This is a genomic window from Sulfitobacter sp. G5_S2_6_S6 (assembly GCF_054968505.1).
Window position 1 is genome coordinate 40,943 of sequence record NZ_JBQKUI010000007.1, and the last position, 18,734, is coordinate 59,676.

Below are 18,734 nucleotides of genomic sequence, written 5' to 3' on the forward strand. Positions count from 1 at the left end.
GGATTCGGGATATGTTCGATACGCTCAAGTTGGTCGTGCTTGCGCTCATTGTGTTTTTCGCAGCTTTGGCGGCCGATTGGGGGCGGGATCCGGCCTATATGGTCCATGCGCTGCTGATCATGGTGATCGCCGCCGGCCTATTCTTCTGGCAACTGCGCAATATGCCGGTCGACGGTGTCGCCGCGCCCCATGCGCCAGCGCCGCAGGGCTATATGGACGGGCCGATCCGCTATGGCGTAATTGCCACGGCGTTCTGGGGTGTTGTCGGGTTCCTTGCGGGGACATACATCGCCTTTCAACTCGCGTTTCCCGCGCTGAATATCGAATGGGCGCAGCCCTATGCCAACTTTGGCCGTCTGCGTCCGCTGCACACCAGCGCGGTGATCTTCGCCTTTGGCGGCAACGCGCTGATCGCCTCTTCTTTTTACATCGTGCAACGTACGTCGGCGGCACGGCTTTGGGGCGGCAACGCCGCTTGGTTTGTTTTCTGGGGCTATCAGTTGTTCATCGTTCTGGCAGCGACGGGCTATCTGCTGGGGGCGACCCAATCGAAGGAATATGCCGAGCCGGAATGGTATGTCGATATCTGGTTGACCATCGTCTGGCTGACCTACCTCGCCGTGTTCTTCGGTACGATCCTGAACCGGCGCGAGCGTCATATCTATGTGGCGAACTGGTTCTTTCTGGCCTTCATCATCACCGTGGCCATGCTGCATGTGGTCAACAACCTCGCCATTCCGGTGTCGATCTGGGGCTCCAAATCGGTGCAGGTCTTTGCGGGCGTGCAGGATGCGATGACGCAGTGGTGGTACGGGCATAACGCCGTGGGCTTCTTCCTGACCGCCGGTTTTCTGGGCATGATGTACTACTTTGTGCCGAAGCAGGCGGGCCGTCCGGTCTATAGCTACAAACTGTCGATCATCCACTTCTGGGCGCTGATCTTTCTGTATATCTGGGCGGGTCCGCACCACCTGCACTATACCGCCTTGCCCGATTGGGCGGCGACGCTGGGGATGGTGTTCTCGATCATCCTGTGGATGCCCAGTTGGGGCGGCATGATCAACGGCCTGATGACGCTTGAGGGTGCGTGGGACAAGATCCGTACCGATCCGATCATCCGCATGTTTGTCGCCTCGCTCGCCTTCTACGGGATGTCCACCTTTGAAGGGCCGATGATGTCGATCCGCGCGGTGAACAGCCTTAGCCACTACACCGACTGGACCATCGGGCACGTGCATTCCGGCGCGCTTGGCTGGAACGGGCTCATCACCTTTGGCGCGCTGTATTTCCTGACACCGCGGCTTTGGGGGCGGGCGCAAATGCATTCGCTGTCGGCGATCAACCTGCACTTCTGGCTAGCGACCGTGGGCATCGTTCTTTACGCGGCGTCGATGTGGGTCTCGGGCATTATGGAAGGGCTGATGTGGCGCGAGGTCGATGCCAATGGCTTCCTTGTCAACAGCTTTGCCGACACCGTCGAAGCCAAATTCCTGATGTATGTGGTCCGTGGTCTGGGCGGGGTGCTCTACCTCGCGGGGGGTGCGGTGATGGTCTGGAACATGTGGATGACCATCCGCGCCCCGCAAGCCCGCCCCGTCACCGTCGCCCTGCCAGCGGAGTAATATCAATGGCCAAGAACCCCCAAAGCCCCAACTATGACCCCGCTGACGATCCCAAGGTGGTGACCGCCAGCGAAGGGATGAAAAAGGGCAAAATCCCGAACGAGCTGCCGCCTGAGACGCAGACGATCACCTTTCACCAGCGGTTTGAACGCAATGCGACGCTGCTGCTGATCGCCTCTCTCGGGGTGGTCAGTATCGGCGGCATCATTGAAATCGCTCCGCTGTTCTGGCTGGAAAACACGATCGAGAAGGTCGAGGGCATGCGCCCCTATTCGCCGCTGGAACTGGCGGGGCGCGAGATCTACGTGCGCGAGGGCTGCTATGTCTGCCACAGCCAGATGATCCGCCCCATGCGCGACGAGACGGAGCGTTACGGCCACTACAGCCTTGCCGCCGAATCCATGTATGACCACCCGTTTCAATGGGGCTCGAAACGCACGGGGCCGGATCTGGCGCGGGTCGGTGGGCGCTATTCGGACGAGTGGCACGTGGACCACCTGATGGACCCGCAGTCGGTCGTGCCGGAAAGCGTGATGCCGAAATACGCCTTTCTGATGGAAGCCAAGCTGGAAAGCGAGGATGTGACCGATCTGCTGGCGACCCACCGCATGGTTGGCGTGCCCTACACCGACGAGATGATCGCCAGCGCGAGCGGAGATTTCCGCATGCAGGTTGACCCGATGGGGGATTATGACGCGCTGCTTGACCGCTACCCCGGTGCGCAGGTGCGCGACTTTGACGGGCAGCCCGGTGTCAGCGAGATGGATGCCCTGATCGCCTATCTGCAAATGCTCGGGACGTTGGTCGATTTCTCGACCTTTGTGCCCGATGCCACCCGCTGAGGAGCTTGCCATGGACACCTATTCCTTCTTGCGTGAACTGGCTGATAGCTGGGCGCTCTTGATCCTGACGTTGATCTTTCTGGGGGTCATTGCTTGGGCCTATCGCCCCGGCTCGCGCGCGCTGCATGATGACGCGGCGGATGTGCCATTTCGCAACGATGACCCCGACCAAGCCCGCAAAGACGGAGCCCGCCAATGACCGACAACCGCAAGATCGACCCCACCACCGGCACCGAAACCACGGGCCACAGCTGGGATGGCATCGAAGAGCTGAACACGCCCTTGCCGCGGTGGTGGCTTTGGACATTCTACGCCACCATCGTCTGGGGCGTGATCTATACCATCCTCTATCCCGCGTGGCCGATGGTTTCGGGCGCGACCGCGGGGTTGCTGGGCTATTCCACCCGTGGCGAGGTCGCGGCCGAGATTGCGCGGGTGGACCTGTCGAATGCCGATCTGACGGAAAGCCTGATCAACGTCGATATGGGGGTTCTGAAAGACAACGAAGAACTGCACCGTTTCGCCGTGCAGGCGGGGCGTTCGGTCTTTGCGGCGAATTGTTCGCAATGTCATGGCGCGGGGGCAGGGGGTGTGGTGGCCTCGGGCTATCCGAACCTTCTGGACGATGACTGGCTTTGGGGCGGCACGATGGAGGATATCGCCTATACCGTGCGCCACGGCATCCGCAACGAGGATGACGCCGACGCGAGGGTGTCGCAGATGCCGTCCTTTGACTGGCTGGGCGCTGCGGAGCTGGACGCCACGGCCCATTTCGTGCGCAGCCTTTCGGGGCTCGCGCATGACGAGGCAGCGGCCCAAGCGGGTGCGGATATCTTCGCCACGAATTGCAGCGCGTGCCACGGTGAGACGGGCCTTGGGGATCGCGAGATCGGCGCGCCAAACCTTGCCGATGCGATCTGGCTGCGCGGCGGCAGTCACGAGGCGATCATCCAACAGCTGAAAACACCGCGCATGGGGGTCATGCCGCCCTGGCAGGCGCGTTTGGGCGAAGCCGATGTGCGCGCTGTGACGGCCTATGTGCACGGTCTGGGCGGGGGGGAGGCCGCGATGGACACGGCGCAGGATACGCCTGCGGATTGAGCCGCAGCACAAAAAGACCTGTTGTTTGATGCAGATCAAAGCGGCCTGCGCCCCACGGGTGTAGGCCGCAAGACGTAACCCCGGAGCCCCCCGCACATGTCCAACGCCGCCCCCCCGCTTTTCGCCGCGCGCGAGCCGATCTTCCCCCGCCGGGTGAGCGGCTTTTTCCGCCGGCTGAAATGGGTGATCCTGATTCTCACGCTGGGGGTCTATTACGTCACCCCGTGGCTCCGTTGGGACCGCGGGCCGAACCTGCCGGATCAGGCGGTTCTGGTCGATCTTGCGAACCGCCGTTTCCATTTCTTCTGGATCGAGATTTGGCCGCATGAATTCTATTTCGTCGCAGGGCTGCTGATCATGGCGGGGCTGGGGCTGTTCCTGTTTACCTCTGCCTTGGGTCGGGTCTGGTGTGGCTATGCCTGCCCGCAAACCGTCTGGTCTGACCTCTTCATGACCGTGGAGCGCTGGATCGAGGGCGACCGCAACGCGCGCATCCGCCTGCACAATGCGCCGTGGAGCCTGCGCAAGGCGCGGTTGCGGGGGGCGAAATGGGGGGTCTGGTTGCTGATCGCGGTGGCGACGGGCGGGGCTTGGGTCTTTTACTTTGCCGATGCGCCCACATTGGCGCGCGACCTCGTGACCCTGCAAGCCGCCCCCGTGGCCTATGCCACCATCGCCGTGCTCACCGCCACGACCTTTATCTTTGGCGGCTTCATGCGCGAACAGATCTGCATCTACATGTGCCCCTGGCCCCGCATCCAAGGCGCGATGATGGACCCCGGCACGCTGACCGTCGGCTACCGCAAATGGCGGGGGGAGCCGCGCGGGAAGGGTGGGGTGAAACGCCAGCAAGCCGCCGCCGCCGCGATTGGGAGCGGCGATGCCGTGGCGCGCTATGGTGCCGCGCTGGACATAAACTCCGCCGGAGATCGCCAGTCGCGAAGCGGCGACGTGCTGGGGGATTGTATCGATTGCAACGCCTGTGTCGCGGTCTGCCCGATGGGGATCGATATCCGCGAGGGTCAACAGATGGAGTGTATTACCTGCGCCCTCTGCATCGACGCCTGTGACGATGTGATGGCCAAGATCGGGCGGCCGCGGGGGCTGATCGACTATCTCGCGCTGGATGACGAACCGCCAACCGCCCCGCAAGAAAGCGCCGCAGTCGCGGGGTTTGCAGAAGCCCCCGCCGGTGACGTTGCCGGTGCCAAGCTGCCCCCGTGGCAGCCCAAGCCGCTTTGGCAGCATGTCTTTCGACCCCGCACGATTGTGTACACGACGGCATGGGCCGCCATCGGTGTGGCGCTGGTCGTAGCACTTTTCATCCGGCCTGAGATCGACATGACAATTGCGCCGGTGCGCAACCCGACCTTTGTCACCCTATCGGACGGGTCCATCCGCAACGCCTATGACATCCGCCTGCGCAACAAACACACCGAAGCGCGGGATTTCAGAGTGTCGCTGGTGGCCGACAGCCCCTTGGAACTGGCGATAGAGGGCGCAAGTAACGCCGTGGTCAACGTGCCCGCTGACACCAGCCGGTTGCAACGCGTCTATGTGATCGCCCCGCCGCAGACCCCCGCGGCCCGCGCGCAGCGTAGTGATCTGCGCCTTTGGGTCGAAGATGTCACCTCGGGCGAGCGGGCCTATGGCAATACAATTTTCAACGGAAAGGAAGGATCTGATGAGCGTGGTACAGACTGAACGCCCGCTGACCGGCTGGCATGTGCTGGCGATGTTTATCGGCGGCTTTTCTATCATCATCTCGGTGAATATCGCGCTGGCGTTCAACGCGGTGCGGACTTTCCCCGGCAAAGAGACCGAGTCGAGCTATGTCGCCTCGCAGAACTTCGACACGGACCGCGCCGCACAGGAAGCTTTGGGCTGGGCCGTGCGGACGGAGTTGACCGACACGATGCTTACGCTCTCTGTGACAGATGGGGGCAATCGCGTGGTAAGGCCCGAGATCATCTTTGCCACATTGGGACGCGCAACAACGGTAGCGGATGACATCACGCCGGAATTCAGCTGGGACGGCACCGCATGGGTCGCCCCCGTCACGTCGGGCCCCGGCAACTGGAACTTGCGGATAGAGATGCGGGCCGCTGACGGCACGCTCTTTCGGCGCCGCATCCCGCTGCGGGGCCTGAGATGACTGTCGCTGCCTGTCCGGGCTGTATCGCGCTTGCCCCATCTGTCGACACCGCGAGGAAGGGCGTGGCCGACACCGAGGCGGCAGTCTACCTTGCGCTGCCGCAGATCCGCTGTGCCGCCTGTATTGCGGGGGTCGAAGGGGTTTTGGCCAAGCTGCCGTCTGTGAAAGCGGCCAGAGTAAACCTGAGCGCCAAGCGGGTTCGCCTTGTGCTCGCCCCCGGGTGTGACGCCAGCACCGCCCTTCAGGCCTTGAACGACGCAGGCTTTGACGCGCATGAGCTGGACGCGACCGCCCTGCGCCCCGCCAATGACGACGCGGGGCGGCGCCTGCTGGCCCGTGCTGCGGTGGCGGGCTTTGCGATGATGAATGTGATGGCGATCTCTGTCGCGGTCTGGTCGGGGGCAGGGGATGTGACACGGGTGATGTTCCACTGGGTCTCGGCCGCCATAGCACTGCCCGCCCTCGCATTTTCTGCGGTGCCTTTCTTTGCCTCGGCAGGGGGTGCCTTGCGGGCGGGGCGGGTGAACATGGATGTCCCCATTGCGCTGGCGATCCTGCTGGCCGCTGCGACATCGCTTTATGAAACCTTTGCGGCCCGCGGGGCGCATACATGGTTTGATGCCGCGCTGTCCTTGACGTTTTTCTTGCTGGTGGGGCGGTATCTTGAACACCGCGCGCGGGCGACGGCGCGTTCTGCCGCAGCAGAGCTGACGGCGCTGGAGCTGCCGCGCGCCACCCGCTTGACCGCGACAGGGCGCGAAACCGTGGATGTCGCCGTGCTGATGCCGGACGACCGGATCGCACTGGCCGCAGGGGCCCGTGCGCCTGTGGACGGCATAGCTGAAACCGCCGCAATGGTGGACCGCTCTGCCCTGACCGGAGAGGCGGACCCCGTCGCTTTGGCCGCAGGGGATCTGGTCTGCGCGGGCGAAGTGATCCTTGGTGCTCCGCTGACACTGCGGGCCACGCATCGCGCCGAAGACAGCACCCTGCGCCGTTTGGCGGCCCTCGTCGAGGTCGCAGAGACCGGCAAGCACCGCTACAGCGGCATCGCGGACCGCGCCGCACGGCTTTATGCGCCGGTGGTGCATGGTTTGGCCGCGGTGGCTTTCGCGATCTGGTGGGCGTTGACGGGGGATCTGCATCACGCCATTGCGGTGGCCACAGCGACGTTGATCATTACCTGCCCCTGCGCCTTGGCGCTTGCCATTCCGGCGGTCACAGCGGCAATGACGGGGCGGCTGTTCCGCGCGGGCGTGCTGCTGAAATCGCCCACGGCGCTGGAACGGTTGGCTGACATCGACACGGTCGTTTTTGACAAAACCGGCACGTTGACCGAAGGGGTGGCTGTTCTTCCCGCGCTTGATCCCGACGCCGCGTCAGTTGCGTTGAGCTTGGCCCAAGCGTCGCACCACCCCGCGTCTCGTGCGCTGGCGGCGTCCCTTGCGGGGCAGGCTCCTGCCGACTTGCGCGACGTGGTCGAGGTCGCAGGGCAGGGGGTCACCGCCCTTTGGAATGGTGTGCCCGTGGGGCTGGTGCGCGGAGAGGACGGGCCCGAGCTTCATCTGCCCGATCGGTGCATCCCCCTGCCGCTGACCGAGACCCCGCGCCCCGGCACCGCCGCGTTGATCGCCGCGCTTTGCGCCGGCGGGTGGCAGGTCGCGATGATCACCGGCGACACACCGGCCCGCGCCGCCGCCCTTGCCGCAAAGCTTGGGATTGATCAGATACATGCCGGTGTCTTGCCGCACGAGAAAGTCGATCTGGTGCGTGGCATGTCCGAACAGGGCAGGCGGGTGCTGATGGTGGGTGACGGGCTGAATGACACCGCAGCGCTTGCCGCCGCACATGCATCGCTCGCCCCCGGTTCAGCGCTGGACGCGGCAAGGGTCGCCTCGGACGGCGTCATTCTGGGGGGCACTCTAGGTACCATCGCACAGACCCTGAGCCTGGCACGTCGGGCGCGCAACCGCATCAAGCAGAACCTCGCCCTCGCCGCCGCCTATAACTGCGTGGCGATCCCGGTCGCGGTCATGGGCTTTGCCACACCGCTGATGGCGGCGGCGGTCATGTCTTCGTCCTCCATCCTTGTCGTCCTGAATGCGTTGCGTCGATGAATATTCTGATTGTCCTGATCCCCGTTTCCATATGCCTCGGCGCAGCAGGGCTGATCGCCTGTCTGTGGACATTGCGCAGTGGTCAGTACGAAGACCTGGAGGGCGATGCCGCGCGTATCTTGCTGGAGGATGACGTGTGTGTTGAAGGTGAAGAGGGGTAGAGCTGGGCTTAGGACGCGTGTCACAGCCGACCACGCCGCAGCGGATCTGATGGCCGCTCCCGCCCTCGGCCCCATAAGGATCACGAGGGGCGAGAATAATCATCTTAGATTGCCGTGTGAGGTGACTGTTGATAGAAGCCGGTAGTCGCACGCCATCTGTCCGGAGGGGCTCCTCATACTGTCGATCATCATCAACGTCGCTTCGGCCCGGGACCGTATGGCCTTTATGGCGCAACAGATGGATGCGCTTGGCCTGCCCTATGAGCGGCTCGAAGCCGTTACCCCCGATGCGCAGAGCGGATCGCATAACGCGGCCTATTGGGCCAGTTGGCAACGCCCGCTTAAGGAAACCGAGAAGGCTTGTTTTCTGAGCCACGTAGCAGCATGGGAGCGTGTTGCGGCTTTGGGGGAACCTGCGTTGATCCTTGAGGACGATGTGGTGCTTTCTCGTGCGACGCAGGTATTGCTCAAGTCCTGTCGCGGGTTGGTGGATGTCGACCATCTGACGCTTGAGGTACGCCAGCGTCGGAAGATTGTCGGCAAAGACGCACAACCGCTGACAGACGACCACGTTATGCGCCGTCTCTATCAGGATCGCAGCGGTGCCGCCGCATATGTGCTATGGCCGTCAGGGGCGGCAAAACTGTTGCAGCGTGCAAAGACACAGGCAGCACTTGCCGATGCGATGATCTGTGGTGCTTACGAGCTTAAGAGCTATCAGGTCGAACCGGCCTGCGCGATCCAGATCGACCAAGCGGAGGCTTACGGCGTTGCTGTCGGGCTTAAGACACATTCGCTGATCGGGGCCGGTGTGCCGACACGGCAGCCAACCACCGCGAGGTTCAAGCTGCGCCGCATCGCCGCCCAACTTCGCATGGGCATGCAGGCCTTGCTGCATGCCGTGGATGCCGAACGCCGCGAGATATCATTGTCACCCGCCGAGTTTTATACGGCCCCCCAAGAGCCGCGGCGCTAAGCCTCGTCCCACCAGCTTGTTTTATCCCGTTTGTGCTGTGCCTTAAAGCGCGCAAACGCGGTGTCATTGATCTGCAGCCGCGCCCAGATTTCCTGGAAAATGGGCCCGACGGGATCAAGCGCCATAAACGGTTCCATCCTCCAGACCATATTGCGCAGGGTGTCATCCGTTCCGACGGTAAAGCAGGACATGCCTTCGAAAAGCGGGATGAGCCGGTGTTGAACATCCTCGACATGCGCCGGGGCCATCGTGGTGCCCAAGGTATCCGTCAGATACCGTTCACTTTCGTACATTTTAACTGTGTTGACGACCGCGCTTGTCATCATGGCAACCGCGCGCACCGCCATATCGCTATCATGGGTCGCAAATGTGTCGGTGGCTGAGACAAGCCAGCGGATATTCAGTTTCTCCCGCAGGAAGTCCCCCTCGGCCATCCACAGGGTGCGGAATTTCTGATAGGTTTCAGCCAGGTTGTGGTCGCGCCGGATCAGCACGATCAACTCTGCATGATAAAGCAGCAGCGCAGACTGCCCCGAAAATTCCGTCCTTAGATTTTGCAGATGCAGGTCGATGGATTTCGCTGACCCCCGCGTCTGAACCGGATCGCCCGCGTCAATCATCGTCGCTTTGAGCTCGGCTAGATCATGTTCCGCCGCCGCATGCCTGCGCGCCCCCCAGCGTTTGCGATGCTGGTTGAGGGATAAAAACCGTCTAAGCCGTCCGGGTTTCTTTCGCATTGGTCTCGCTTTTCCTATCGGTTTAGTGGCGCAACACTCCGTAAAGACGCAGTACATCAAACCGCCGACGTAGTCTTCGGCTTTTTAGGAAGGGTCTGAGAAGCCGGTATTTCAGCGCCATCTTCCCTTGGTCAAAGCGCCCCGGAATATCGGAGTCCTTGTCAGTTTGCGTCACAATAGGTCGGGCTAAAAAGCCCTGCCGCAGCATGCCCGGGGCGTGCCGCCAAACGAGATCGACCGGAAAGAAGAGGTGCTCGGTGGTCTGCAGAAACGCCTCTGCCGCACGACGTGAAACGATGTACCCGCTTCCCAGTAGCGGTGCCGGATCACATTCACACGCCACATGGCCGTTGGGGAGCGGATGAAGGTGAAAAATCCGCCAACGTCTACGCCATTCAAGCCTGCGCCATAGGCGACGCCGTGACCGTTCAAACACCGTTGGGCGTGTTCTAACTGCGTCGTTCGCAAGTTGACTGAGTGTCTCTTCATCCAGCGTGTAGGTGTAAGGCGCGTTAGAGGAGAGATTCAGGAAATCCAGGCCAAGGCCGGGCATCTGCCTTTGAATCATCTCCAAGTCCGGTGTGATATCAATATCATCTTCAAGGATCAGCGCATAGTCTTCGTCTGTTTCAAGAAATTGGCGCCAAACAGCGATATGTGAGGCGGCACACGCGATCTCGCCGCGCACGGGCTGTTTCTTGTGATTGATCACGAATAGATGTCTATTCAAATCTGGGAGCTTCGCATCTTCGTCCTGCCCGTCGACGGCGCGGAAGATTTTGAATGGCAATCCTAGGTCAGCCATCTTTCGCGAAACCTCCGACAGTCGGTCAGGACGCCGCTCTAGGTTGATCAGGTAAGTATCCACAGAGTTCCTCGTTATTTACAACTGGACAGTATCCAGTACCTTTATTTTTCCAGCTAGAGCTTGTGTGGCCAAAACCTTGATCGGACCAGATATTGTTAGGTACCCCTTAGGATACGACTTCAGGTTGTTGGTCAAGATCACTCATAGACGCCACATATCTGGTATTCACGAGGCATTCCCCACTTTCAGGCGCAACAACCCGTGACCGGACTACGAAAGCTATGTATCGCGTGGGCATATTGAGTGCGGAGTATTAAGCCCCAAGGACGTCACACCGTCTTGTCGTCAAATGTTTCCGACACATCCATCAAGCGCTGAGGCTCAAATAAGCGCGGGTCACGGCCTTGGCATCGAACTTTTCGGGGAAGTCGATCCTGAAACGCTCCGGGTTGTCTGAGGCTTCCGTCATTCGGGCTGAAAGCGCTTCGATGTTATCGGGTGGTGACACGAGATTTTGTGTGGGCAGTATTTCAGCCGGCCCCGAGGGGCAATCCGTGCTTATGACGGGGACACCAAGGGCAATCGCTTCGAGGATTGTCATGTTCAGCCCTTCATATTCCGACGATACAACCATGAATCTTGCCGCTTTGATCAACGGGAACGGGTTTTTCTGGAAGCCCACAAAATGCACGCGGTCTGCGATGCCCAAAGACTGCGCCAATGCTTTGGTTTCTCCCAGCAAGGGTCCGGACCCGACGAGCAGCAGGTCATACGGGGTCTTTGCCTGCGCATATGCATGTAGCAGACGGTCGTGGCGCTTTGCTTTTTTGAACTTGCCTACGTTGACGATATAGTCCTTCCGGGGCGGCACCGGTTCACCGGCCTGCCGTTGGATCAAAGCCGGTTCGACCGGGTTATAGATTGTGCGCGTCTCGATCGATTGCCCAAACAGCGCCTGCATGTCCTCTTCGACGCCTTTGCTGACGCAGATACATTTTTTTCCGCTGTAGACGCGGCGCAGTTTTTCCAGCTCCGCGTTTTGCTGACCCCCTAGGGCATATTCATGTGACGCAGTGCTGTGCATGACAAAGTGAACATTCGGCAGTTGGCTGTGCGAGAGGATGAGATCAACTGGGAACAGATTAGAGAGAACGAGGTCAGGCACACCTATATGTTTTTTGACAAATCTGTAGAAAGCCATGGCCGCGACTTTGCCCCGAATTTTGCGCGGCAATGAACGCCAAAGCCGATATGGAAACCTGTGAATTGGCACCTCAGGGTCGAGATCGTGATCGATGTCGTCTTTAAAAACAACGATATGTGCTTGGTGGCCCATGGCATTCATAGTGCGGGCCAAGGTCTGAACAACGCGCTCTGCACCACCGCCCTGTAGGCTGAAAACAGCGAGAACTATCGTTTTCATATATTCTTCTCCAATATGCGCTTTGGGCGTTGCATAGACCAAACGGTAGATAATGCGCACAGGCGTTGTGAAGTCCAGAACGGTTTTTGCAAGGATGCCGTGCTAGGGTGCCGTTATCTGTTCGGGACGTGTCCGGCAGCTGTAGTGGGGCCGACATTGGCGCGGCGGAACTGACGCCAGATGTTTTACCCATCCCCCAATGCACCTCACACCGCCCCCCCCCAAAAAAAACCAGTTGTTAGTTACAAATGCAACCTTTAGGCAATCGCTAGTGGAACGCGAGGAGCCGAGTATGACTGTCGAAAAACATCCGACCCGTATGACCCAAGCCCCGTCTCTTCCCGGGGCCAACGCCGGTTATATGCCGGGCTTCGGGAATGATTTCGAGACAGAAGCGCTGCCGGATGCCTTGCCGCAAGGGATGAACAGCCCGCAAAAATGCAACTACGGGCTTTATGGTGAGCAGCTTAGCGGGACTGCCTTTACGGCGCCAAGCCATCAGAACGAACGTACCTGGTGCTACCGCATTCGCCCGTCGGTCAAACACTCGCACCGGTATCACAAGATCGATCTGCCCCTTTGGAAATCCGCGCCCAACATCGTCGCGGACGTCACGAGCCTTGGGCAATATCGCTGGGATCCGCTGCCGCACACAGACACGCCGCTGACATGGCTGACGGGGATGCGCACGATGACGACGGCGGGGGATGTCCATACGCAGGTCGGCATGGCGACCCATGTGTATCTTGTGAATGCCTCCATGGTTGATGCGTATTTTTATTCTGCCGACAGCGAGATGCTGATCGTCCCGCAGGAAGGGCGTCTTCGGTTTTCCACTGAACTGGGGATCATTGATATCGCGCCGCAGGAAATCGCGATCATTCCGCGGGGGCTGGTCTACCGTGTCGAAGTGCTTGAAGGGCCGTGCCGCGGGTTTGTCTGCGAGAACTACGGCCAAAAGTTCGAGCTGCCTAATCGTGGGCCGATCGGGGCTAACTGCATGGCCAACCCGCGCGATTTCAAAGCACCCGTTGCCGCGTTTGAAGACCGCGAAGTCTCCTCTACCGTGACGGTGAAATGGTGCGGGGAGTTCCATGAAACCAAGATCGGGCAGTCGCCGCTTGATGTGGTGGCATGGCACGGGAACTACGCGCCGGTGAAATATGATCTGCGCACCTATTGCCCCGTGGGGGCGGTGCTGTTCGACCATCCTGACCCGTCGATCTTTACCGTTCTCACCGCGCCGTCCGGTGTCGAAGGGACGGCGAATATCGACTTTGTCTTGTTCCGGGAACGCTGGATGGTGGCGGAAGATACGTTCCGCCCGCCGTGGTATCACAAGAATATCATGTCCGAATTGATGGGTAATATCTACGGCCAGTATGACGCGAAGCCCAAAGGCTTTATTCCCGGCGGGATCAGCTTGCACAATATGATGCTGCCACACGGGCCTGATCGTAATGCCTTCGAGGGGGCCTCCAACGCAGAGCTGACGGCCCAAAAGCTCGACAATACGATGTCGTTCATGTTCGAGACCCGCTTCCCGCAGCAACTCACGAAATTTGCCGGACAGGAGGCCCCCTTGCAGGATGATTACATCGATTGCTGGGCGGACATCGAAAAGAAGTTCGACGGGACACCGGGCAAGAAATGAAGCGGACTCCGGCCGGTGAAAGCACAACGTTGACCCGGCGCGATGCCGCAGGGCGTGACGGGTATCAGATGAGGTTGGGCAGGTGCCAAAGCATCGTTCGATCCGCAACAAATTCCCCCTAAGTAAAAGGACCAGAACCATGGCAAAAGCATTCGCATCCCAAGGGGATATGACAGAGAAGAAAGTCACCTTCGACGAAGTCGGCGAGGGCCTGTGGGCCTTCACCGCGGAAGGCGACCCGAATTCGGGCGTGATCATCGGCGATGACAGCGTCATGATTGTAGAGGCACAGGCGACGCCGCGTCTGGCCAATAAGGTCATCGAGAAGGTGCGCGAAGTCACCGACAAGCCGATCAGCCATGTGGTGCTGACCCATTATCACGCGGTGCGCGTGTTGGGGGCCTCTGCCTATGGGGCACAGCAGATCATCATGTCCGACGTTGCCCGCGCGATGGTCGAGGAACGCGGACACGAAGATTGGGACAGCGAGTTTCAACGCTTTCCCCGATTGTTCGAGGGGCATGAATCAATCCCCGGGCTGACTTACCCGACCACCACATTCAGCGACAGCATGACCGTCTATCTGGGCAAACGTCGTGTTGATATCAAACACGTCGGCCGCGCCCATACGGCGGGTGATGCGGTGATCCATGTGCCGGATCAGAACGTCATGTTCACGGGCGATATCGTGGAGGATCATTCGGCCTGCTATTGCGGCGACGGATACTTCGGCGACTGGGGGCAAACGCTTGATAACATCAAGGCTTATGACGTGGATGCGATCGCACCGGGTCGGGGGGGCGCCTTGATCGGCAAGGACGCCGTTGAACGGGCGATTGAAAGCACGCGTGATTTCGTCGAAAGCACCTTCAAGCCAGCGCAGCGGGTCGCCATGAAAGGCGGCACGTTGAAAGAGGCATGGGATGCGGTGCGCGCTGAATGCGACCCGAAGTTCAAGGATTACGCGATCTACGAGCACTGCCTGCCGTTCAACGTCAGCCGCGCCTTCGACGAGGCCCGCGGCATCTGGCATCCGCGTATCTGGACAGACAAGCGCGATCTGGAAATGTGGGCGCAGTTGCAGGGCTAAGGCCAGGTCTGGGAGGGCAAACCATGGTCGACGTCCGCTATGATATCGCGTTCAAACTATACCCCTACCAAAAGGGAGCGGATCAAGATCTTGCCCCCCGGCGTCACCCTGTGGTGATCGTCGGGGGCGGGCCCGTCGGGATGGCGCTGGCGCTTGATCTTGGGCGCAAGGGCACACCTGTTGTGGTATTGGATGATCATGAAGGTGTCGGACAGGGCAGTCGCGCCATCTGTTTTGCCAAACGCACGCTCGAGATCTGCGACCGCCTTGGCGCGGGCAAAGCGATGATCGACAAGGGCGTTCAGTGGAACGTCGGCAAAGTGTTTCATGGCGATGAGCGGGTGTTCGAATTCAATCTGCAACCCGAAGACGGCCATAAGGCTCCGGCGTTTATCAACTTGCAACAGCCCTATTTCGAGAAATACCTCGTGGATGAAATCCGTGTGGCGCAATCTGACGGCGCGCCCATTGAAATCCGCGGGCGCAACGCGGTCACGGGGGTGACACCGCGGGGCGATCACGTGGTGCTGGATATCACCACACCTGACGGCCCCTACCAGCTTGAGGCCGACTGGCTGGTCGCTTGCGATGGCGCACGGTCTCCCACGCGCGAGATGCTGGGCCTGAGCTTTGAGGGCCGCGTGTTCGAGGATAATTTCCTGATCGCTGACGTGAAGATGAAGGCCGATTTCCCGACCGAACGCTGGTTCTGGTTCGAGCCGCCCTTCAAAGACAGCGGCGCGTCGGCGCTTCTCCACAAGCAGCCCGACGATATCTGGCGGATCGATTTCCAATTGGGGTGGGACATTGACCGCGCCAAGGAACTGAAGCCCGAGAATATCCGCGCCCGCGTGGATGCCATGTTGGGCGAGGGGGCGGAATACGAGCTCGAATGGACCTCGATCTACACGTTCCAATGTCGGCGTATGGAAAAGTTTCGACACGGCAGGGTGCTCTTTGCGGGCGACAGCGCGCATCAGGTCTCTCCCTTCGGGGCGCGGGGGGCCAACTCCGGCGTGCAGGACGCGGACAATCTGGCGTGGAAACTTGATCTGGTGATCAAGGGCTTGGCACCCGACCGCCTGCTCGACAGCTATTCGCAAGAGCGGGTCCACGGGGCTGACGAGAATATCCTGAATTCCACCCGCGCAACGGACTTTCTCACCCCGAAGACAGAGATGAGCAAGATTTTCCGCAATGCGGTGTTGAGCCTTGCACACCGTCACCCCTTTGCACGGCCCCTGGTGAATTCCGGTCGTTTGTCTGTGCCATGTGTTTATGACGGGCTGTCACTGAACGGCCCCGATGCGCTGAATGGCCCCGCGACAAGCCGTGTCGGGGCCACGTGCAGCGACGCGCCCTTGAGGGACGGCTTCTTGCTGGATGTAGTGGGCGGCGTATTCACCGTTCTGGCGATCAATACCGACCCGCCCGCGCTGGCCGAGGTTGGCGGGGTCACGGTAAACACCGTCACGCTGAACACGCAAACCGACGATCCCAGCGGAGCCATTGCGGCACGCTACCTCGGCGACACGCCCTGCGGCATCTACCTGATCCGCCCGGACCAGCATGTCGCCGCACGCTGGACCCGCGCAAGCGCCGCAGACATCCGGTCAGCGGTAGGCATCGCAACAGGAAAGGGGCAGTAACGATGGGGCTCAACCTTCAACCGAACATCAAGGATCCGGACGGGTTCTATGATGAATTGCTTTGCGCACATGAAGGGCGAAGCAAGGACGAAAGCGACGCATTCAACGCCCGCCTGATCCTCATCCTCGCGAACCATATCGGTGACAGAGCAACCCTGCGCGCCGCATTGGCCGCCGCCAAATAGGGGCGTCCGGCGTCTGAAGCCGCGTCGAGACGTGGGATGCTATCGATGATGTTCGTTGTCGCCGGCGAGAGCGGAGACAGTTCTCGTCTAATGGGACGCGTTCCCTGTCGCGCCTTTGTGCGAAAATTGTAACGTATAATAGTAATTATGTGCAGTTTTGTTCAACTCAGCGGCCAGCCCGACCCATATCCCAGCTCATATATGCGGTGCCAGTAACGCTTGGATGTCGCTGTCGGGTGGCGCGTTTCAGCGGTTTCGGATTGGCGAAGCCGTGTCGGGGCGGCTGCGGCTTCCCACCTCAACACGTATGGGGCTTAGGAGGTCAGTCGCGATGACGAGAGCACGGTGAAGCGCCCTGCCGCGAAGAACAATACCGTTGCCAGTCCCGCGGGGACCACAAGCCCAAGGGACATGGGGAGCGCCGTACCCGCCCCGCCAATCGCGACAGAGGTAGAGACGGCAAAGGCAAGGGCAAACTGGATCGCCCCCAGCAACGCCGATCCCATGCCGGCACCTTTCTCTGTCAGCGACATCGCGATAGACATCGCGTTCGCCGACAGCAGCCCGACGCAGCCAATCGATATCCATAGCGGGATGGCGAATACCAGAAGCGAGCTTGTCTGCGACAGCAGCGCCAGCACCAAAGTAGCGGCGAAAAACAGCGGCAAGACGGCGGTGAGGATCTGTTCGGGGCTATAGTGGTTCAACAGCATGCCATTGATGCGGCCAAAGATGATAAGCGCGGTCGCAATAGCCGCGAACATGAGCCCAAAGCCGATTGAACTCAGCCCGAAGATCCCTTGGAACACCCCAGAGGATCCCGTGATAAACGCGAACATGCCGCTTTGAATAAGCCCCGCAACCAGCGCCATGATGAGAAATCCGCGCTCGGACAGGAGCCGCTTGGCGGTTTTTGCACCCGTGCGGAAGGGCCGAGGCTGGCGGCCTTCGGCGGGCAATGTCTCGGGCAAGGTGATCACGGACAAGACCAGCGCGACAAGGCTGATAAGGGCCATCGTCGCAAAGATGGAACGCCAACCAAACGTTTCAAGCAACAGGCTGCCCAACGTGGGCGAGGCGATGGGGCCCAGCGTCAGCAACATGACAAGCACCGTCATGACTTTCGCCGCCTTCCGCCCTTCGTACAGGTCTTTGACCATGGCGCGCCCGACGACCATGCCCGCGCTCGCCCCGATGGCCTGAATGAAACGAACCGCGTTGAACCACGCGATGTCGCTGAGCAATGGCAGAACAAGAGAGGTCACGGTGAAAAGGACGGTGCCGATCAAAAGCGGCCCCTTGCGCCCGTAGGTATCGGTCAAGGGGCCGATCAGGATTTGCCCGAAACAGAGCCCCAGAAAAAAGAGAGAGAGCGACAGCTCGGCCGCCGTATGGGTGGCGTCCATCGAGGTCGCGAGATCCCCGAGGGCGGCCAGATACATGTCGGTTGCCAAGGGCGGAAAAAGGGAGAGCAGGCCGAGGGTCGCGGTCACAGCGAACGCGCGGCTTGAGGATAGAGAAATTTGAGACATCTTCGCTCCAACGAGATAATAGACTGCGGTCTACTTGCATTTAGTAGATCGCAGTCTAACAATCAATGTCATACCACGCTGTATCGATGAACAGGAGCTGTGCATGTCGGTAAAAAAGTCGGGCGGACGCCCCGCGAATGAGGAAGCCAGCGCCGCTTTGAAAGCCGCCGCACTGCGGCTTGTGCGGGAAACGGGGTACGAAAAAGTCTCTATTGCGGCGATTATTGCCGAGGCGGGCGTTGCGCGCCAAACGCTCTACAATCGCTGGGACACAAAGGCGGACCTCATCCTCGAAGCGATTTTCGAGGCGACGAATTCTTATGCCGCTGAACCGGATATGGATCGCGCGCAAGACTATAGGGCGCAGCTTGAAGACTTCCTGATCAAGGTTTTCGAACACCTGAAGGTCGACGGCGGAACCATCCGGTCGCTGATTGCGTCGTCACAGCAAGACGCAAAATTTCACGCGTCGTTCCATGCTAAATTCGTTCTGCCGCGCGAGCAGATGATGACGCTGATGCTGCGTCGGGCGCAGGACCAAGGGGCGCTTTCACCCGCGCGCAACGTCGAGGTATTGTCGACCATGATCCACGGTGCATTCTGGTATCGCTTGCTGAACCGCGGCGTCTTGGATGCGACTTTCGCGAAAGAGCTCGTGGCAGAGACCTTCGCCTGAACCAGC

18 protein-coding genes are annotated in these 18,734 nt (G+C 60.3%); 14 read left to right on the forward strand and 4 right to left on the reverse strand.

Features of this window, described 5'->3' with window-relative positions:
- The first annotated feature begins 11 nt into the window (after positions 1–11).
- From ccoN to ACTRWK_RS12440, 9 genes are all read left to right on the forward strand, one after another.
- A complete protein-coding gene (gene ccoN, locus ACTRWK_RS12400) occupies positions 12–1,622 on the forward strand; it encodes a cytochrome-c oxidase, cbb3-type subunit I (RefSeq protein WP_289082148.1) in 1,611 nt (536 codons plus the stop codon).
- A 5-nt stretch (positions 1,623–1,627) separates the two neighbouring features.
- A complete protein-coding gene (gene ccoO / locus ACTRWK_RS12405; protein WP_260005601.1) occupies positions 1,628–2,464 on the forward strand; it encodes a cytochrome-c oxidase, cbb3-type subunit II in 837 nt (278 codons plus the stop codon).
- Between the two features lie 10 nt (positions 2,465–2,474).
- Positions 2,475–2,663, forward strand: a complete 189-nt coding sequence (locus tag ACTRWK_RS12410) for a CcoQ/FixQ family Cbb3-type cytochrome c oxidase assembly chaperone (RefSeq protein WP_037941960.1) — start codon at positions 2,475–2,477, stop codon at positions 2,661–2,663.
- The gene (gene ccoP, locus ACTRWK_RS12415) at positions 2,660–3,565 is read left to right on the forward strand and encodes a cytochrome-c oxidase, cbb3-type subunit III (RefSeq protein ID WP_289082149.1); all 906 of its coding nucleotides are present in this window, start codon (positions 2,660–2,662) and stop codon (positions 3,563–3,565) included. Before ACTRWK_RS12410 ends, ccoP begins: the two co-directional genes overlap by 4 nt.
- Before the next feature lie 96 nt (positions 3,566–3,661).
- Positions 3,662–5,269 carry a cytochrome c oxidase accessory protein CcoG gene (gene ccoG / locus ACTRWK_RS12420; protein WP_289082150.1) on the forward strand — a complete coding sequence of 536 codons (1,608 nt, stop codon included), beginning with the start codon at positions 3,662–3,664 and terminating at the stop codon, positions 5,267–5,269.
- A complete protein-coding gene (locus ACTRWK_RS12425) occupies positions 5,250–5,720 on the forward strand; it encodes a FixH family protein (protein WP_289082151.1) in 471 nt (156 codons plus the stop codon). The genes ccoG and ACTRWK_RS12425 overlap by 20 nt, the downstream gene beginning before the upstream one ends.
- Entirely contained in the window at positions 5,717–7,837 is a 2,121-nt protein-coding gene (locus tag ACTRWK_RS12430; protein ID WP_289082152.1) for a heavy metal translocating P-type ATPase, read from the forward strand. The genes ACTRWK_RS12425 and ACTRWK_RS12430 overlap by 4 nt, the downstream gene beginning before the upstream one ends.
- Entirely contained in the window at positions 7,834–7,998 is a 165-nt protein-coding gene (ccoS, locus tag ACTRWK_RS12435; protein WP_037941952.1) for a cbb3-type cytochrome oxidase assembly protein CcoS, read from the forward strand. The genes ACTRWK_RS12430 and ccoS overlap by 4 nt, the downstream gene beginning before the upstream one ends.
- Positions 7,999–8,188: 190 nt before the next feature.
- Positions 8,189–8,974: a glycosyltransferase family 25 protein gene (locus ACTRWK_RS12440; protein WP_289082159.1), complete on the forward strand. Its 786-nt coding sequence runs from the start codon at positions 8,189–8,191 to the stop codon at positions 8,972–8,974.
- Here the strand turns inward: ACTRWK_RS12440 and ACTRWK_RS12445 are convergent.
- The 3 genes from ACTRWK_RS12445 to ACTRWK_RS12455 form a co-directional block, all read right to left on the reverse strand.
- Entirely contained in the window at positions 8,971–9,711 is a 741-nt protein-coding gene (locus ACTRWK_RS12445) for a hypothetical protein (RefSeq protein WP_289082153.1), read from the reverse strand. The two genes, ACTRWK_RS12440 and ACTRWK_RS12445, sit on opposite strands and share 4 nt — an antisense overlap.
- A gap of 22 nt (positions 9,712–9,733) precedes the next feature.
- A complete protein-coding gene (locus ACTRWK_RS12450) occupies positions 9,734–10,579 on the reverse strand; it encodes a glycosyltransferase family 25 protein (protein ID WP_180829398.1) in 846 nt (281 codons plus the stop codon).
- Positions 10,580–10,886: 307 nt separating this feature from the next.
- The gene (locus ACTRWK_RS12455) at positions 10,887–11,942 is read right to left on the reverse strand and encodes a glycosyltransferase (protein ID WP_289082154.1); all 1,056 of its coding nucleotides are present in this window, start codon (positions 11,940–11,942) and stop codon (positions 10,887–10,889) included.
- 292 nt (positions 11,943–12,234) lie between these two features.
- Here ACTRWK_RS12455 and hmgA point away from each other — a divergent pair, with 292 nt between their 5' ends.
- The 4 genes from hmgA to ACTRWK_RS12475 all read left to right on the forward strand — a co-directional run bounded on the left by hmgA (position 12,235) and on the right by ACTRWK_RS12475 (position 16,520).
- A complete protein-coding gene (hmgA, locus tag ACTRWK_RS12460) occupies positions 12,235–13,596 on the forward strand; it encodes a homogentisate 1,2-dioxygenase (RefSeq protein ID WP_353935674.1) in 1,362 nt (453 codons plus the stop codon).
- A 139-nt stretch (positions 13,597–13,735) separates the two neighbouring features.
- The gene (locus tag ACTRWK_RS12465) at positions 13,736–14,686 is read left to right on the forward strand and encodes an MBL fold metallo-hydrolase (protein WP_260005585.1); all 951 of its coding nucleotides are present in this window, start codon (positions 13,736–13,738) and stop codon (positions 14,684–14,686) included.
- Between the two features lie 23 nt (positions 14,687–14,709).
- Positions 14,710–16,335: an FAD-dependent oxidoreductase gene (locus ACTRWK_RS12470; RefSeq protein WP_289082155.1), complete on the forward strand. Its 1,626-nt coding sequence runs from the start codon at positions 14,710–14,712 to the stop codon at positions 16,333–16,335.
- Between the two features lie 2 nt (positions 16,336–16,337).
- On the forward strand, positions 16,338–16,520 hold the full coding sequence (locus tag ACTRWK_RS12475) for a DUF2783 domain-containing protein (protein WP_289082156.1): 183 nt from the start codon (positions 16,338–16,340) through the stop codon (positions 16,518–16,520).
- A 314-nt stretch (positions 16,521–16,834) separates the two neighbouring features.
- Here the strand turns inward: ACTRWK_RS12475 and ACTRWK_RS12480 are convergent, their stop codons facing one another.
- Entirely contained in the window at positions 16,835–18,052 is a 1,218-nt protein-coding gene (locus ACTRWK_RS12480; RefSeq protein WP_289082157.1) for a multidrug effflux MFS transporter, read from the reverse strand.
- A 103-nt stretch (positions 18,053–18,155) separates the two neighbouring features.
- Here ACTRWK_RS12480 and ACTRWK_RS12485 point away from each other — a divergent pair, with 103 nt between their 5' ends.
- Positions 18,156–18,728, forward strand: a complete 573-nt coding sequence (locus ACTRWK_RS12485) for a TetR/AcrR family transcriptional regulator (RefSeq protein ID WP_289082158.1) — start codon at positions 18,156–18,158, stop codon at positions 18,726–18,728.
- Positions 18,729–18,734 lie beyond the last annotated feature (6 nt).

Excerpts from the sequence above, each read along its gene's own strand:
- ACTRWK_RS12445 (WP_289082153.1), bottom strand. The coding sequence starts at position 9,711 with ATGCGAAAGAAACCCGGACGGCTTAGACGGTTTTTATCCCTCAACCAG.
- ccoS (WP_037941952.1), top strand. The coding sequence starts at position 7,834 with ATGAATATTCTGATTGTCCTGATCCCCGTTTCCATATGCCTCGGCGCA.
- ccoP (WP_289082149.1), top strand. The coding sequence starts at position 2,660 with ATGACCGACAACCGCAAGATCGACCCCACCACCGGCACCGAAACCACG.
- ACTRWK_RS12470 (WP_289082155.1), top strand. The coding sequence starts at position 14,710 with ATGGTCGACGTCCGCTATGATATCGCGTTCAAACTATACCCCTACCAA.
- ccoN (WP_289082148.1), top strand. The coding sequence starts at position 12 with ATGTTCGATACGCTCAAGTTGGTCGTGCTTGCGCTCATTGTGTTTTTC.
- ccoO (WP_260005601.1), top strand. The coding sequence starts at position 1,628 with ATGGCCAAGAACCCCCAAAGCCCCAACTATGACCCCGCTGACGATCCC.
- ACTRWK_RS12430 (WP_289082152.1), top strand. The coding sequence starts at position 5,717 with ATGACTGTCGCTGCCTGTCCGGGCTGTATCGCGCTTGCCCCATCTGTC.
- ACTRWK_RS12485 (WP_289082158.1), top strand. The coding sequence starts at position 18,156 with ATGTCGGTAAAAAAGTCGGGCGGACGCCCCGCGAATGAGGAAGCCAGC.
- ACTRWK_RS12465 (WP_260005585.1), top strand. The coding sequence starts at position 13,736 with ATGGCAAAAGCATTCGCATCCCAAGGGGATATGACAGAGAAGAAAGTC.
- ACTRWK_RS12475 (WP_289082156.1), top strand. The coding sequence starts at position 16,338 with ATGGGGCTCAACCTTCAACCGAACATCAAGGATCCGGACGGGTTCTAT.
- ACTRWK_RS12480 (WP_289082157.1), bottom strand. The coding sequence starts at position 18,052 with ATGTCTCAAATTTCTCTATCCTCAAGCCGCGCGTTCGCTGTGACCGCG.
- hmgA (WP_353935674.1), top strand. The coding sequence starts at position 12,235 with ATGACTGTCGAAAAACATCCGACCCGTATGACCCAAGCCCCGTCTCTT.
- ccoG (WP_289082150.1), top strand. The coding sequence starts at position 3,662 with ATGTCCAACGCCGCCCCCCCGCTTTTCGCCGCGCGCGAGCCGATCTTC.
- ACTRWK_RS12410 (WP_037941960.1), top strand. The coding sequence starts at position 2,475 with ATGGACACCTATTCCTTCTTGCGTGAACTGGCTGATAGCTGGGCGCTC.
- ACTRWK_RS12425 (WP_289082151.1), top strand. The coding sequence starts at position 5,250 with ATGAGCGTGGTACAGACTGAACGCCCGCTGACCGGCTGGCATGTGCTG.
- ACTRWK_RS12455 (WP_289082154.1), bottom strand. The coding sequence starts at position 11,942 with ATGAAAACGATAGTTCTCGCTGTTTTCAGCCTACAGGGCGGTGGTGCA.